Annotated in this window: 16 protein-coding genes and 1 tRNA gene; 5 read left to right on the forward strand and 12 right to left on the reverse strand. The window is 66.3% G+C overall.

The features are described from left to right. Positions 1-31 precede the first annotated feature (31 nt). From QMX79_RS01365 to QMX79_RS01380, 4 genes are all read left to right on the forward strand, one after another. Positions 32-736 carry a hypothetical protein gene (locus tag QMX79_RS01365; protein ID WP_282243603.1) on the forward strand — a complete coding sequence of 235 codons (705 nt, stop codon included), beginning with the start codon at positions 32-34 and terminating at the stop codon, positions 734-736. Positions 737-758: 22 nt separating this feature from the next. After that, positions 759-1823 (forward strand): linear amide C-N hydrolase, encoded by a 1065-nt coding sequence (locus QMX79_RS01370; RefSeq protein ID WP_282243605.1) that lies wholly within the window; start codon positions 759-761, stop codon positions 1821-1823. Between the two features lie 148 nt (positions 1824-1971). Beyond that, on the forward strand, positions 1972-2175 hold the full coding sequence (locus QMX79_RS01375) for a hypothetical protein (protein WP_282243607.1): 204 nt from the start codon (positions 1972-1974) through the stop codon (positions 2173-2175). 144 nt (positions 2176-2319) lie between these two features. After that, complete coding sequence (locus QMX79_RS01380) at positions 2320-2862, forward strand: DUF3011 domain-containing protein (RefSeq protein WP_282243609.1); 543 nt, start codon at positions 2320-2322, stop codon at positions 2860-2862. A gap of 30 nt (positions 2863-2892) precedes the next feature. On the opposite strand, the gene dxs is transcribed toward QMX79_RS01380, so the two are convergent. From dxs to QMX79_RS01420, 8 genes are all read right to left on the reverse strand, one after another. Then, the gene (gene dxs / locus QMX79_RS01385) at positions 2893-4791 is read right to left on the reverse strand and encodes a 1-deoxy-D-xylulose-5-phosphate synthase (RefSeq protein WP_282243611.1); all 1899 of its coding nucleotides are present in this window, start codon (positions 4789-4791) and stop codon (positions 2893-2895) included. Between the two features lie 115 nt (positions 4792-4906). Beyond that, entirely contained in the window at positions 4907-5566 is a 660-nt protein-coding gene (locus QMX79_RS01390; protein WP_282243613.1) for an HNH endonuclease, read from the reverse strand. A gap of 187 nt (positions 5567-5753) precedes the next feature. After that, the gene (locus QMX79_RS01395; RefSeq protein ID WP_282243614.1) at positions 5754-7544 is read right to left on the reverse strand and encodes an acyl-CoA dehydrogenase C-terminal domain-containing protein; all 1791 of its coding nucleotides are present in this window, start codon (positions 7542-7544) and stop codon (positions 5754-5756) included. Positions 7545-7592: 48 nt separating this feature from the next. Further along, positions 7593-8078, reverse strand: a complete 486-nt coding sequence (locus tag QMX79_RS01400; RefSeq protein WP_282243616.1) for an LEA type 2 family protein — start codon at positions 8076-8078, stop codon at positions 7593-7595. 154 nt (positions 8079-8232) lie between these two features. After that, positions 8233-8772, reverse strand: a complete 540-nt coding sequence (locus QMX79_RS01405; RefSeq protein ID WP_282243618.1) for a lipocalin family protein — start codon at positions 8770-8772, stop codon at positions 8233-8235. A 79-nt stretch (positions 8773-8851) separates the two neighbouring features. After that, on the reverse strand, positions 8852-9319 hold the full coding sequence (locus QMX79_RS01410) for a hypothetical protein (RefSeq protein WP_282243620.1): 468 nt from the start codon (positions 9317-9319) through the stop codon (positions 8852-8854). Positions 9320-9428: 109 nt separating this feature from the next. Continuing rightward, positions 9429-9504: transfer RNA gene (locus tag QMX79_RS01415), tRNA-Phe, on the reverse strand. 162 nt (positions 9505-9666) lie between these two features. Beyond that, positions 9667-10854, reverse strand: coding sequence for a YbfB/YjiJ family MFS transporter (locus QMX79_RS01420; protein ID WP_282243621.1), 1188 nt, complete (start codon positions 10852-10854; stop codon positions 9667-9669). A gap of 74 nt (positions 10855-10928) precedes the next feature. On the opposite strand from QMX79_RS01420, the gene QMX79_RS01425 reads away from it, so the two are divergent. Next, positions 10929-11750 carry a helix-turn-helix transcriptional regulator gene (locus tag QMX79_RS01425; protein ID WP_282243622.1) on the forward strand — a complete coding sequence of 274 codons (822 nt, stop codon included), beginning with the start codon at positions 10929-10931 and terminating at the stop codon, positions 11748-11750. A gap of 6 nt (positions 11751-11756) precedes the next feature. Here the strand turns inward: QMX79_RS01425 and QMX79_RS01430 are convergent, their stop codons facing one another. The 4 genes from QMX79_RS01430 to QMX79_RS01445 form a co-directional block, all read right to left on the reverse strand. After that, on the reverse strand, positions 11757-12797 hold the full coding sequence (locus tag QMX79_RS01430) for a cupin domain-containing protein (RefSeq protein WP_282243624.1): 1041 nt from the start codon (positions 12795-12797) through the stop codon (positions 11757-11759). A 70-nt stretch (positions 12798-12867) separates the two neighbouring features. Then, positions 12868-13386: a DsbA family protein gene (locus QMX79_RS01435; RefSeq protein ID WP_282243626.1), complete on the reverse strand. Its 519-nt coding sequence runs from the start codon at positions 13384-13386 to the stop codon at positions 12868-12870. Further along, positions 13383-13880 (reverse strand): peroxiredoxin, encoded by a 498-nt coding sequence (locus QMX79_RS01440; RefSeq protein ID WP_282243628.1) that lies wholly within the window; start codon positions 13878-13880, stop codon positions 13383-13385. The genes QMX79_RS01435 and QMX79_RS01440 overlap by 4 nt, the downstream gene beginning before the upstream one ends. A 34-nt stretch (positions 13881-13914) precedes the next feature. Further along, positions 13915-14433, reverse strand: a complete 519-nt coding sequence (locus tag QMX79_RS01445; protein ID WP_282243630.1) for a DNA starvation/stationary phase protection protein — start codon at positions 14431-14433, stop codon at positions 13915-13917. Positions 14434-14609 lie beyond the last annotated feature (176 nt).

Genomic DNA, 14609 nt, shown 5'->3' on the forward strand with positions numbered 1-14609 from the left:
ACCACGGGCGTTTCCTTCTCCGGGAGCATGCATGCAACGTTGGCTGCTGTGGTGCGTGTCGATGTTGCCGTTTGCAGTCGCAGCCGAGCCGGCATGGCAGGTCAGCGTGGTTCCGTACGCATGGGGAGCCGACGTCCATGGCGATGCGAAGGTAAACGGGTTACCGCCGGTCTCGGTGGACAAGGACTTCGGCGAGACGCTGCGTGATCTGGATATGGCTGGCATGGCGGTCATCGATGTCAGGCGCGGTCGCTGGGGCCTGCTCTCGGACATGACCTGGGTGGATACCAGTGAATCCGCTCGCGTTCCGCAGCTGGGCGTGGATGCGGGCTTGGAGACGCGGATCGCGACCGGCGCGGCAATGGCTCAGTACCGCTTCATAGACGACCCCGTGCTGCGCATGGATGTGGTGGCAGGCGCGCGCTATTGGCACCTGCGAGGACGGGTGACCGCGCTGGGACGACAGGAGCGGGTCAGCCACGATTGGCTGGACCCGGTGCTGGGCGTGCGCGTGACCTGGGCCCTGAGCGAACGCCAGGGCATCAACCTGTGGGCGCTGGGCAGCGCCAGCGACACAGTCGGTCTGGATCTGCTGGCTTCCTACGGCGTGCGGATCAGTGAACACGGCTGGCTGCGCCTGGGCTACCGCTACCTCTCGTTGCGCCAGGTCACCCGTTACCTGGATTTCGACCTCGTCATGTCGGGCCCGGGGTTGGGCCTGGAGTGGCGCTACTGAGTTTCTGCCAAGGAGAACCACCATGCGTCTTCTGTCGTCGTTGCGCCCGGCGTTGTGCACGTTGTCATTGTCCCTGATGCTGGCCAACGGCCCTGCGCAGGCCTGCACGCGTGTGGTCTACCTGGGCAACAACCAGGATGTCATCACCGCACGTTCGATGGACTGGCAGAGCGACATCGCCACCAATCTGTGGGTGTTTCCCCGTGGCATCGCGCGCACCGGGCAGGCCGGCAGTCATTCGGCCTCGTGGACGTCGAAGTACGGCAGCGTCATCGCCAGCGGTTTCGATATCTCAACCACCGATGGATTGAACGAGGCGGGCTTGTCGGCGAACCTGCTATGGCTGGTGGAATCGGAGTATCCGCAGGAACGCAACGGCAAGCCCGGCTTGGTGATTTCCCTGTGGGCGCAGTACATGCTGGACAATTTCGCGACAGTGGCCGAAGCCGTGGCAGCCATGCGAAAGGAGCCCTATGCGCTGGTCACCGACTATCTTCCGGGCGAATCGCGGATGGCCACCCTGCACCTGTCGTTGTCCGATGCGACCGGCGACAGCGCCATAATCGAATACATCGATGGCAAGCAGGTGATCCACCATGATCGCGCCTACCAGGTGATGACCAACTCGCCGGTGTTCGACCAGCAACTGGCGCTCAACACGTATTGGCAGCAGATCGGCGGCACGGTGATGTTGCCTGGAACCAACCGTGCCGCCGATAGATTCGCGCGGGCGAGTTTCTACATCAATGCCATCCCCAAGAGCGAGGACCCGGTGGAAGCGCTGGCCAGCGTGTTCAGTGTCATCCGCAATGCGTCGGTGCCCTACGGCTTGACCACGCCCGAAGCGCCGAACATTTCCTCCACGCGTTGGCGGACGGTGGCCGACCACAAGCGCAGGCTCTATTTCTTTGAATCGGCCTTGACCCCCAATACCTTCTGGGTGGACCTGAACAAGGCAGACTTCTCGCCGGGTGCACCGGTGCTGAAACTGGACCTTGGCAAAGACCAGCGCAATGTATTTGCCGGTGACGCGCTGGCGCAGTTCAAGCCGACCCCGGCGTTCGCGTTCCTCGGCAAGGAGGATTGAAGGGATGGCCACCTGAAAGCGGGGCGCTGACCGCCATCGGGCAAATTCGGAAATGGGGGTAGGTCTGGTGCCAATATCAGACTAATCCGATAGTTCGGTGTCGGCTTCAGCCGTATGGTGCGGGTCAGGGATAACCCCGGAGTGCACCATGAACATTACCGTGAAGCACGCTGACCACCGCTGGTGCGTTCTTGACCCCAGCCGCAATGAAGCCGCCGCCTTCGCCGAAGGCGCGGTGGCCTTCGATTTCGCCGACAACCTGGCCCGTGAGCAACACGCGGAAACCGGGCGCAGCATCGGCGTGCGGGTGGAAGTCGAAGACGCTTTCGTGGATGTGGTTCGCTACGGGTGAGCCGCCCGGAGCCGGTCAGCTGCGCGTTGGCTAGTTGAATCGACCCTGAAATGAGCGACCTTCGGCCTATAGGCGGAAGGCGCCGCTTGCCTGATCCTGTGCCTATTCACAAAACGGATCGAGGCAGGCATGAGGAACGACGCGATGGCGAATGGAACGCACAAGTGGGCGTGGGCGCTGCTGCCGGCGCTGCTGGCTGCTGGCGCGGCTGCACAGGCGCAGCAGTACGACCGTTACCGTGACGATGGCTACAACGATGGCCCAGTGCGCTGCGAATCGATCAAGGGCCGCACCCAGCAGTGCCCGATCAATGGCCGCGCACGGCTGGTGCGCCAGCTGTCGGGAACCCAGTGCATCGAGGGCGACACCTGGGGCCAGGCACGCAATGGCGTGTGGGTTACCCGCGGTTGCCGCGCGGAGTTCATTGCCGAAGGCCGGCGGCCGTCGCATGGCAATGGCAACGGCTGGGGCAACAACGGCGGCGGCTGGGGTGGTGGTCGCGGGCAGGTGATCAGCTGCGATTCCAACGACAAGCGCATGCGCCGCTGCAACGTGAACGTTCGCCGCGATGTGCGGCTGATCCGCCAGACCTCGCGTACGGCCTGCGTGGAAGGCCGCACCTGGGGCTGGAACCGCGACGGCGTCTGGGTCAACGGCGGTTGCCGCGCGGAGTTCGAAATCCGGTAAGGGCGTAACGCCCCCGCGCGGGATTTGGGGTCAGGCGCTCAGCGCCTGACTGCCCAGATTCGGCCAGCGTTTGAGTACCGCCGCACGGATACCCGCCGCATCAATTCCCGCTTCCGCCAGCAGGTCTTCGCGGCTGGCATGGTGCTGGAAGCTGTCCGGCAGGCCCAGGTGCAGGAACGGGCGCAGCACGTCTTCGGCGTTGAGCAGCTCGGCCACGCCGGACCCGGCGCCACCGGCCACCACGTTGTCTTCGATGGTCACAAAGCCCTGGTGGGTCTTGGCCAGCTCCAGCAGCAGCGCACGGTCCAGCGGCTTGATGAAGCGCATGTTGACCACGCTCAGGCCCAGTTCGCGGCCCACGGCTTCGGCGGCCGGCACCGTGCTGCCAAATGCCAGCAGTGCGATGCGGCTGCCCTGCACGCGAAGGTCGGCCTTGCCGATCTCCAGCGTGGACAGGTCGTTGCCGGCATCCACGCCGGTGCCGCTGCCACGCGGGTAGCGCACGGCGGCGGGGCCGTCGTACTGCAGGCCGGTGCTGAGCATCTGCCGGCATTCGGCTTCATCGGCCGGGGCCATCACCACCATGTGCGGTACGCAGCGCAGGAAGCTCAGGTCCAGGTTGCCGGCATGGGTGGCACCGTCCGGGCCGACCACGCCGGCGCGATCGATGGCGAACAGCACGTCCAGTTTCTGCACGGCCACGTCATGCACCAGCTGGTCGTAGGCGCGCTGCAGGAAGGTGGAATAGATCGCCACCACCGGCTTGGCGCCCTGGGTGGCCATGCCCGCGGCCAGCGTCACCGCGTGCTGCTCGGCAATGGCCACGTCGTGGTAGCGCTCCGGGTATTCCTTGCTGAAGCGCACCAGGCCCGAGCCTTCGCGCATGGCCGGGGTGATGCCCAGCAGGCGCGGTTCGGCGGCGGCGGCATCGCACAGCCAGTCGCTGAAGACATCGGTGTAGGTGGGCTTCTTGGCGCCGCCCTTGGCGACCAGGCCCTTGTCCGGGTCGAACGGGCCCACTGCGTGGTAACCGATCTGGTCACCCTCGGCGCGCTCGTAGCCCTTGCCCTTGGTGGTCATCACGTGCAGCAGCTTCAGGCCCTTCAGGCCCTTGAGCGTCTTCAGCGTGGCCACCAGCGCAGGCACGTCGTGGCCGTCGATGGGGCCGGTGTAATGGAAGCCCATTTCCTCGAAGAAGGTGGACGGCACGAACATGCCCTTCCAGTGTTCTTCCCAGCGCTTGACGAAGCGCGCCGACGGCGATTTCTTCTTGTCACCCAGGATCCGCTTGCCGCCTTCGCGCAGCGCATTGAGCGTGCGGCTGCCGGTGGCGCGGCCGAGCATCTTGGTCAGCCCGCCCACGGCTTCGGAGATCGACATGTTGTTGTCGTTGAGGATCACCAGGAGGTTCGGTTCCTGCTCCATGCCACCGGCATGGTTGAGTGCCTCGTAGGCCATGCCGGCGGTCATCGCGCCATCGCCGATCACTGCCACCACCTTGCGGTCGTCGCCTTCAAGCTGGCGCGCGATCGCCATGCCCAGCGCGGCCGAGATGGAGGTGGAGGAATGGCCGACCCCGAAGGTGTCGTACTCGCTTTCCTCGCGCTTGGGGAACGGCGCCACGCCGTCCTTCTGCTTGACGGTGTGGATCTCGTCGCGGCGGCCGGTGAGTATCTTGTGCGGGTAGGTCTGGTGGCCCACGTCCCACACCAGCTGGTCGACCGGGGTCTGGTACAGGTAGTGCAGGGCCACGGTGAGTTCGATCACGCCCAGGCCGGCGCCGAAATGGCCGCCACTCCTGCCCACTGATTCAATCAGGTAGGCACGCAGTTCATCCGCGATGGCGGGCAGTTCGGACTCTTCGAACCTGCGCAGGTCATCCGGGTTCTGGATGCGCGACAGGCGGGGATAGCGTGCGGAATCGATCATTTTTATCGCGCTTCTTCTCAAGCGCCTATTTTCGCCCCCAAACCGGGGTGGGGCAAGCAAACCGCTCTACCGGTGAGCAAACGGTGAGGGTGCCCTGCGACAACCTGTCGCAGGTTCAGGCGGCCAGCTTGGAGCGTTTGGGCAGCTGCGCCTTCAGGAACGCCATCTGGTCGGCCAGGATGTTGCGGTTGGAGAGGATCATGTGTTCGATCCAGCTGGGCCGGTAAGGCACGGCCAGCAAGGGCATGCCGGCCTGCTGCGGGGTGCGGTCGCTCTTGCGCGAGTTGCAGTGGAAGCAGGCGCTGACCACGTTCTCCCACACGTCCAGGCCGCCCTTGGACAGCGGCATGACGTGGTCGCGGGTGAGCTGCGGGCGGTGGAACTGTTGGCCGCAGTACAGGCACAGGTGCGCATCGCGCGCGAACAGCGCCTGGTTGGACAGGTTCGGGGTGGGATCGATCGCACGGGAACGGGCGTGGCCGCGCGCGGCGATGATCGGGTGCAGGTCAACCCCGCTCTGCAGGCCGGTGAGGCGGTTGATGCCCCCATGGATGTGCAGGCAGGGGTCGCCCAGGGTCCAGGCAACGGCATCGCGCGAGTAGAGGCAGGCGGCATCCTGCCAGTTGATCCAGTCCAGTACCCGGCCATGGGCATCCAAGGACAGCAGGCGGACGCTGCCAGGCCTGTGCAGGCTGATGATCGGCGATAGTTCGGCGACCGGGGCGGACGAGGCTCCGGTATCGATCAGACCTAAGCTCGTAGTGTCTGTCTCCATCGGGAAAACAGCTTATACCGGATTCGTTGCAATTTGGGTATGGGAACGAACCAGAGGTTTGTCCGGGTAGCAACCGACCGTTGGTCGGTTGACCTTACGGCTGCCGTACCCACCAACGGTGGGTACCTACCGGGAATGCAAAACGCCCGGTAGGTGCCGACCGTTGGTCGGCACCCGCTGCGGCCGGTTATTCCCCGAACCGGCTGTCTTCCATGGCCATCAGCGATTCTGCGCCGGCCTGGATGGCGGCGGCATGGCTGAGGGTGCGCGGCAGCATGCGGGCGAAGTAGAAGCGGGCGGTTTCGCGCTTGGCCTGCTTGAAGGCCTCGCTCTGCGCCGAGGCGTCGGCGGCGGCGACGCTGCGGGCCCACCAGTACGCCAGCACCACGTAGCCGGAATAGAACAGGTAATCGAAGCTGGCCGCGCCCAGTTCGTCCGGGTTGGTGGCCGCGCGCTGCAGGGTGGCCATCGTGAGCTGGCCCCATTCCTGGGCCTTGGCGCGCAGCGGGGCGATGAACTCGGCCAGCGCTTCGTTGCCTTCGTTGGCCTTGGCGAAGGCCTCGATCTCGGCCAGCATCAGCTTCAGCCCGGCGCCCTGGCTGGCAGCGGTCTTGCGGCCGATCAGGTCCAGCGCCTGGATGCCGGTGGTGCCTTCATACAGCGTGGTGATGCGCGCATCGCGGGCCAGCTGTTCCATGCCGTGCTCGTGGATGTAGCCGTGGCCACCGAAGCACTGCAGGGCGTTGTAGGTGTTCTCGATGCCCCATTCGGTCTGGCAGGCCTTGGAGATCGGGGTGAGGAAGCTCACCAGGGTCTCGGCGCGCTCGCGTTCGCCGGCATCGTCGGCGTGGTGGGCCACGTCGATCAGGGTGGCCGCGTGCAGCGCCAAGAGGCGGCTGCCTTCCACCAGTGACTTGATGGAGAGCAGCATGCGGCGCACGTCCGGGTGGACCAGGATCGGGTCGGCCGGCTTTTCCGGGTTCTTCGGGCCGCTCAGCGAACGCGACTGCAGGCGCTCACGCGCGTACTTCAGCGCGTTCTGGTAGGCGCGCTCGGACAGGCCGATGCCCTGCAGGCCGACGCCCAGGCGCGCGGTGTTCATCATGGTAAACATCGCCTGCAGGCCCTTGTGCGGCTGGCCGACGAGATAGCCTTCGGCACCGTCGAAGTTCATCACGCAGGTGACCGAGCCCTTGATGCCCATCTTGTGTTCGATCGAGCCGCAGCGCAGCGCGTTGCGCTCGCCGACGTTGCCGTCGCGGTCCACCTTGAACTTCGGGGTAACGAACAGCGAGATGCCCTTGGCACCGGCCGGCGCGTCAGGCAGCTTGGCCAGCACCAGGTGCACGATGTTGTCGGTGAGGTCGTGCTCGCCGGCGGTGATGAAGATCTTGGTGCCGGTGATGGAATAGCTGCCATCGGCGTTGGGTTCCGCCTTGGTCTTGAGCAGGCCCAGGTCGGTGCCGCAATGCGGTTCGGTCAGGCACATGGTGCCGGTCCAGCGGCCTTCGATCAGCGGCTTGAGGAACGCATCCTGCTGCCACGCTTCGCCGTGCTGCTTCAGCGCTTCGATCGCGCCGTGCGAGAGCAGCGGGAAGTTGCCCCATGCCAGGTTGGCGGCGTTGATCATTTCGTTGAGCGGCACGCCCAGCGTGTGCGGCAGGCCCTGGCCGCCCAGTTCGGGGGACGCGGTGAGGCCGGTCCAGCCACCATCGACGAACTGCGCATAGGCCTGCTTGAAGCCGGGCGGGGTGGTCACTTCGCCGCTGGCCTGGTCGAGCACGCAGCCGATTTCATCGCCCACGCTGTTGAGCGGCGCCAGCACGCTGGTGCTGAAACGGCCGGCTTCTTCCAGCACCGCATCCACCACGTCGGTGGTGGCATCGGCGAAACCCAGGCGGGCAAACAGCGGCTCCACCTTCAACACGTCATGCAGGGCGAAGCGGATATCGGAAAGCGGGGCGGTGTAGCTGCTCATCGTCAGGTCTCGATCAGATGCGGGGTTCAGGTGGAAGCGGTGTTGGGGTCAGCGCAGCACGCCGGGCAGGCCGGGGGCCTGGTTGAGGGTGCTGCGGCTGTCGATCTCGAAGCTGCGCTGCTTCTTTTCCTGCGGGGTGGCGGCCACGGTGCCCTTGAGCGAATAGCCCAGGGTGCGGTTGCCGGCCAGGGCGTCGGCCACCACGATGCGCGCGGCCGAAGAGGGCTGCAGCTCAACATTGATGACATCGGCCGAGACGCCGCCGATGGAGATGGCCGGGCGTGCGCTCACCTTGCCGGCGTCCTGGTCGCCCACCTGCATCTGCAGCTCCACGCTGTCGAAGGTCATGGGCATGGAACTGAAGTTCTGCAGGCGCAGGGCCACGGTCCAGTTGCCGTTGGCGCCCACGGTCAGCTGCTGCACGCTGGCAGCCGGCGGCGAGACGCGCTTGACGTTGGTGTTGCAGGCGGTCAGCGCAACGGCGGTACCGGCCAGCAGGGCCACGGTAAGAACGGTACGGAGGCGGTGGAACATGGGCGCAAATCCTCGTGCAGGTGCCGCGTGAGTGGAAGCATACTACGGCGTATGGTGGTTGTGCGGGTGCGGCGGGGCCGGCAGGTATCGACCGTTGGTCGATACGCATCCTAAGACAACCGAAGGTGCATTCAGGTTTCAACCGCGCCGGGTGTCACTCCACCGGCGCCATCACCTTCAACGGCGCCAGGTCATACCCCATCGCTTCAGCCTTGCCCTTCAGGCGGGCGAACAGCGCCGCATCCATCCGCGGCGAGCGCGAGAGGATCCACAGGTACTTGCGGTCCGGGTCGCCCACCACCGCCCACTGGTAATCCGGGTCCAGCGCGACCACCCAGTAATCGGCCCACACCAGCGGCACCCAGGCCAGCCAGTCCGGCACGAAACGCACCTGCAGCTGGCCCGGTTCGCCTTCCACCGGGCGCGCCACGCCTTCGGCCGCGATGCGCTCCCCATCGTCGGTACGGCAGGCGTTGTGCACGCTGATGCGGCCATCGGCGCGCAGCGCATAGGTCGCCGTGATGTCGCCCACGCACTTCTTCTGGAACGACACCGGCAGGTGCGCGATTTCATGCCACTGGCCGGCGTAGCGGCCCATGTCCAACGCAGGCACCGAACGCACCGGCTCCACCGCGTGGGTGGTGGCGGAGGTCAACAACAGTGCAGCAGCAAACAGGGCAGGGCGAAGGCGCATGGGGGTCTCCCGGCAGGAGGCCCGAGCTTAGGGGGCAGAACGTTGGCGGGTGTAAAGGTTTTGTCAGCCGCGCGCTGGATCAGGGCGCGAAACGAACGTGGCGCGGATCGCTTACCTGGAGCTGGGTCTGGAAGTAGTACTTGCCGGACGGCTTGCCATCGCTGGTGAAGCCGATGGTGGTCCGGCGGGCCGTTCCCTGTACCAGCAGGCGACGGTTGACCAGGTATTCCAGCGGCATGCCCAGCTGCTTCTGCAGTGCTTCGCGTTGAGCGGCATCCAGCGACACGTTCAGTGAGAGCTGATGGCGATAGTCGCGTTCGCTGTTGAGGTAGATGCGGTCTTCGGTGACGTCGGTGTGCTTTACGGTGAGCACGAAGGTGCCACTGATGCCGCGCTGCGGATCTTCGTTGGCGGCGAACACTGCTTCGGCGGGGGTGATCCAGCCTGGCGTCACCGTCGGCATCGGCGCGGTGGGCGCGGTCATCGCGGTCTGGTGCGCACAACCAACGCTGAGCAGCAGGAACGGCAGAAGCAAAGCAACACGCATGGGACATCCTTGTTCAATGACGGTGCCCACATTGTGCATATGCCTGACTGCAATGCCACCGCAGAAAAGCAAAAAAAAGACCTGCATTTCTGCAGGTCTTTCAGATTTGTGGTGGCCGAGGACGGAATCGAACCGCCGACACGGGGATTTTCAATCCCCTGCTCTACCAACTGAGCTACTCGGCCACTTCATCGCTGCGTTGCCGCTGGCGAGGACGCGAATAATACGGAGGTCTGCGGGGTTCGGCAAGCGTTTCGACAAAAAAATTTCACATTCGTTGCTGCGGCCTTGGCGTGGCGGCTTAACTACTTGATCGCAGGTACGCGTCGCACATGAATTGGTGTTCATCAGCGCACGTGGTCGCGCGCGTCATCAGGCATGGCCGCCAGCAGCACGATACCCACGGCCATGAAGATGGCCGCCAGCAGCAACGACGCCTGGTAGCTGCCACTGCTGCGGGCCAGGGTGCCTGCCAGCGCCGGTGCCAGGATCTGCGCCACGCCATAGCTGAGGGTGAGGTTGGCCATGGCCTTCGCCGGGTTGTGCGGGTAGTGGCGGCCGACCACGGTGAGGGTGAGGCTGACGATGCCGGCGAAGGTCAGGCCGAACAGCAGCGCGCTGCCGAGTCCGGCGGCCAGGCCACTGTCCAGCAGCGGCAGCACGAACGAGGCGGCCTGCAGAGAGAAGGCCAGCATCAGGGCGCGGATCAGGCCCATCCGTGCGGCGATGCGGTCCCAGGCGAAGGTGGACGGCACCGCCGCCAGCCCGACCAGCACCCATACGGCGCTCCCGTGGCCGCGGAAGGCAGGCGTCTGTTCGAGGATGGCCACGATGAAGGTGGCGCTGACCACGAAGCCGACCCCGGCGCAGAAATAGGCGGCCACCAGCAGCTGGCGCCAGCGCCGGCTGGGTGGGGGCGGGGCCTGGGCGGCCTGGGCGGAGGACGTCGGGGAAGGCGCCGGCATCCAGCACCAGGCGGGAACCAGGAAGAGCACGCCGAGCAGGCCCAGCCAGCCCCATTGCGCGCTGGACCCGGCATGCCCCGCCAGGACGCCGGTGGCCAGCCCCGATACCACGACGCCCAGGCCCAGCCCGGCAAAGTGCAGGCCCAGGCGCGGGCGCTGTTGGTTGGCCAGCAGCCAGTTCAGTACCAGCCCGGAGGCCAGCAGCAGGCCGGCGGTGCTGGAGAGGCCGGCCACGAAGCGCAGCAGGCTCCACAGCCAGGGCTGGGTGGTGACGCCCATCAGGCCGGTAGCGACGACCGCCAGCACCAGGCCGATCCGATAGAAGCGGAACTTCTGCTGCATCTCGCCCACGCGTGCGGCCAGCAGCGTTCCCAGCAGGTAGCCCAGGTAGTTGAAGGTGGCCAGCCAGCCGCCCTGTGCGGCACTGAGGCCGGCATCGACCCGCATCAGGGGTAGCAGCGGGGTGTAGGCGAAGCGGGCCAGCCCGACGGTGAGCACCAGCGCGCAGATGCCGGCGGCGATGACCTGCCAGGGCTGCCGTGCGGTGGAGGTGGCGAGGGAAGTGGACATGCGCGGAGCCGGAACGGGACGCGTCTATGGTCGGGCAGGCGCGGGGCGGCTGTCTTTCGATAGAATGTCGCATCATGTCGATCAGCCGCCACGAAGGTCCGTCCACGCTTTCCGGGCCCTGGAAGGAAGTTCCGGTGCCGTCGCTGCGCGCGCTGCCGTGGCCGGTGATGGCGCGCAGCCAGGAACTGGCCGCCGGCGAGCGTTTCCCGCCGCATGCGCATGACTGGAACCAGGTGGTGTTCGCCACCCACGGCGTGCTGCAGGTAACGGCGCGCAATGCGCGGCATGTGATCACCCCGCAGCAGGCGCTGTGGGTGCCTACCGGCATGGTCCACCACACCGGTGCCTTGAGTGCGGCTGCGTTCCGCAACCTGTACGTGGCCGATGATCCGGCGCTGGGCATGCCCGACCGGTGCGCGGTGCTGGATGTGTCGCCCTTGCTGCGCGAGTTGATCGTGGAGCTGGGGCAAGTGCGGCCGGATGACGATGCGGTGTACTACGCGCACCTGAGCGCGCTGGTGACCACGCAGCTGCGCCGCCAGCGCCAGCATGTGCGCCACCTGCCGTGGCCGCAGGATGCGCGCCTGCAGCGCTGGTGCCAGGCGCTGCACGACCAGCCCGCCGATGCGCGCGGCGTGGACGACTGGGCACGGGTGTTGGGCGCGTCGCCGCGCACGCTGGCGCGGCATTTCGAGCGCGAGACCGGCATGAGCCTGCGCACGTGGCGCACCCGGCTGCGCCTGCTGCGCGCGATCGAGTGGCTGGCGCAGGGGCGCTCGCCGACGGCGATCGCGCATGAGCTGGGCTATGCGTCGGCCTCGGCGTTCAACTACATGTTCCGCATCGGAATGGGCATGAGCCCGTTGCAATGGCGTAGGGCGCGGCAACCGGATTGAAGCGCGTCATGCATTGACCGGGTCCAGCGGGTTCCTGCGCGCGACGATCAACGGGTCGTGTACGGTCTTCGGGAACGCCGGCAGGTCTGCCGAATCGACGCCGAATGTGGCGGCCAATACCCCCGGCGCGAATGCGGTTGCCGCCAGCCGGTACCCCACATCGCCCGGGGTGGGCTGGTCGAAGAACACCAGGAAGTGCACGTCGTCGCCCAGTACCTCGATCTGGTGCGGATACGCGCGCGGGATGAAGTACACATCACCGGGCTGCAGCAGGTAGGTATCCACCGAACCGTCCGGATCGAGGATGCTCATCCTGGCCTGGCCGCGATGCACGTAGCCCAGCCCCGCCGTTTCCGGATGCCAGTGCGGCTCGCGCATGCCATCGTCGGCGATGCGCAGCGAGTACATCGAGAGGTTGCGCAATGCTGGCCAGAACTGGGTCCGTGACACGCGGGCCTGGCCGTAGGCGAAATCGACCGGCGGCGACTGGGCTTCGATCGAGAACCGGTGCGGCTCCGCGCGTTCGGCACCGTCCGGGATCACGGCCGGTCCGCGCCGCTTCACCAGGTAGGGCGAACCGGTATTGCGCGGAACACGCGAAAACACCTGCGCATCCGCATCATAGGTATTGCCCAGCACCGCGTCGGACATCGCACCGAACGCCGCATGCAGGGAAAAGTCCTGGGGCCGTTCGTGGCTGAACACGATCACCAGCTCGGCTTCTTCCTCGCCGATGTTCTCGATGGCATGCAGCGCGCCACTACCGATATGGAACATCTCACCGGCGTCCACGCGAATGCTGCTGATCGCATCGGCATTGTCCACGATGGTGACCAGTACCGACCCTGCCAGCACATAGCCCAGCTCGTTGGCATTGGCATGCCAGTGCGGTTCGCGGATGCTGCCGGGCGCCAGCTGCATGCGCTTGATCGACAGGCGCTCCAGCAATGGGAACTCGTCGGCGGTCAGGCGGCGGATGGTGCCCAGCGCATCGTCATGGACGGCATCGGCCGACCACAGCGAGCGGACGTGACGGGAAGCGTGCATGGCAAAGGCCTTGGCAGGTGCCGGCGCGCCCGGGGTGGGGGAGGAGACCCCGGCGCGCCAGCGGAACGGATCAGGCCAGCTCGGTCAGGACCTCGACCAGGCTGTCCACATCGCGGGCGCCGTCGTAGCGCACCCCATTGATGAAAAGGCACGGGGTGCCGTTGACGCCGCTGCGCACGCCGCCCATGAAGTCGCGTTCGATGCGTTCATCGAATGCGCCGTTGTCGGCGGCCTGCAGCAGCGCGGGGTCTACTCCGAGCTGCTTGGCATAGGCCTGCAGGTCGCGCGGGCTCAAGGCATCCTGGCGCTGGTAGAGCAGGTCATGCGCTTCCCAGAACAACCCCGCGTCAGCAGCCGCTTCGGCGAAACGCGCAGCCGGCAGTGCGTTCGGGTGGATTTCGGAAATCGGGAAGTTGCGGAATACGAACCGCATACGGTCGCCCAATGCCTGCTGCACGGCCTTGAGCATGGGATACGCTTCGCCGCAGTACGGGCATTGGTAATCGCCGTACTCGACCAGGGTGATGGCCGCATCGGCCGGGCCCTGGCTGTGGTCCTGCGCGCTGACGGGAATCGACAGACCTTTCATGACGCTGCTCCTGCGGTGGAGGGAAGTTGCGCCAGCGCTTCCAGGATGCCGTCGGCGCCAGGATTGATGCCCAGGGGTGAGATGTAGCTCCAGCGCACGATGCCCTCGGCATCGATCACGAACAACGCGCGCTCGCAGACGCCGTCCTGTTCGCGGTACACGCCGTAGCGGCGGGCTACCTCGCCTTTTGGCTCGAAATCGGCCAGCAAGGGGAAGTGCAGGTGGCGTTGCTCGGCGAACGCGGCATGGCACCACACCCCATCCACCGAGATGCCCACCAGCTGCGCGCCGCTGCGGTGGAATTCGGGCAGCAGCTGGTTGTACAGCGCCAGCTGGTCGCCGCAGACCGGGCTCCAGTCGGCGGGGTAGAACGCCAGGATCACCGGGTGGCCGCGCAGCTCGGCCAGGCTGACGCGCTGGTCCGGGGTGGCGGGCAACTGGAACGCAGGCGCGGGTGCGCCGGGGGGCAACGAAATGCGGGATGCAGCGGACATGACAGTCTCCTGCAGGAACGGAACGGCGCGTGGATCAGCGGATGGGGCGGGTGCTTTCGAACAGGAACCAGCTGCGGCGCTCGGCCTCGTCGATCCAGTTCTCGATCAGGCTGGTGGTGGCCACGTCGTTGTGGGTGGTGCACACCACGTGGGTAGCCCGCAGGAAGCGGGTGAGCTGGCGGTTGTCGTCGGCCAGCTCGGCCAGCATGTCCTCGGGGGTCACGTAGTCCGCGTCGTTGTCGAGCAGGCGCTGGATGCGGTGGATCTGCCCGATCGAGCGCAGGGTGGTGCCGCCGACCTTGCGCGCGCGTTCGGCGATGGCATCGGTGGTGGCGAAGATCTGCTCGCCCTGTTCATCCAGCATCAGGTGGTAGTCGCGGAAGTGCGGTCCGGACAGGTGCCAATGAAAGTTCTTGGTCTTCAGGTACAGCGCGAACACATCGGCCAGCAGCACGGTGAGGGCACCGGCGATGTCCTTGCCGGCCTGCAGGCTGAGGTCGGACGGCGTGCGCAGCGGGGCGGTCTGGCGGGACGGGGCGACAACATCGTTCATGGCGGCTCTCCGGTAGCGGGGGAAGGCGGCCCGGGCCGCAGGTGCTGCGGGGAGCCGATGGATCCAGACTAGGCAGCGGGGGCCGACGGGAACATTGCGCCATCGTTTCCCCGGCTCATACCTTGGTTTGGGCCACCTGCCGGCGCATCCCTCTTTGGGGGGATCTGCCGCCCCCG

The organism is Stenotrophomonas sp. PS02300 (genome assembly GCF_029959395.1).
In the GTDB taxonomy this organism is placed as follows: Bacteria; Pseudomonadota; Gammaproteobacteria; order Xanthomonadales; family Xanthomonadaceae; genus Stenotrophomonas; species Stenotrophomonas maltophilia_AD.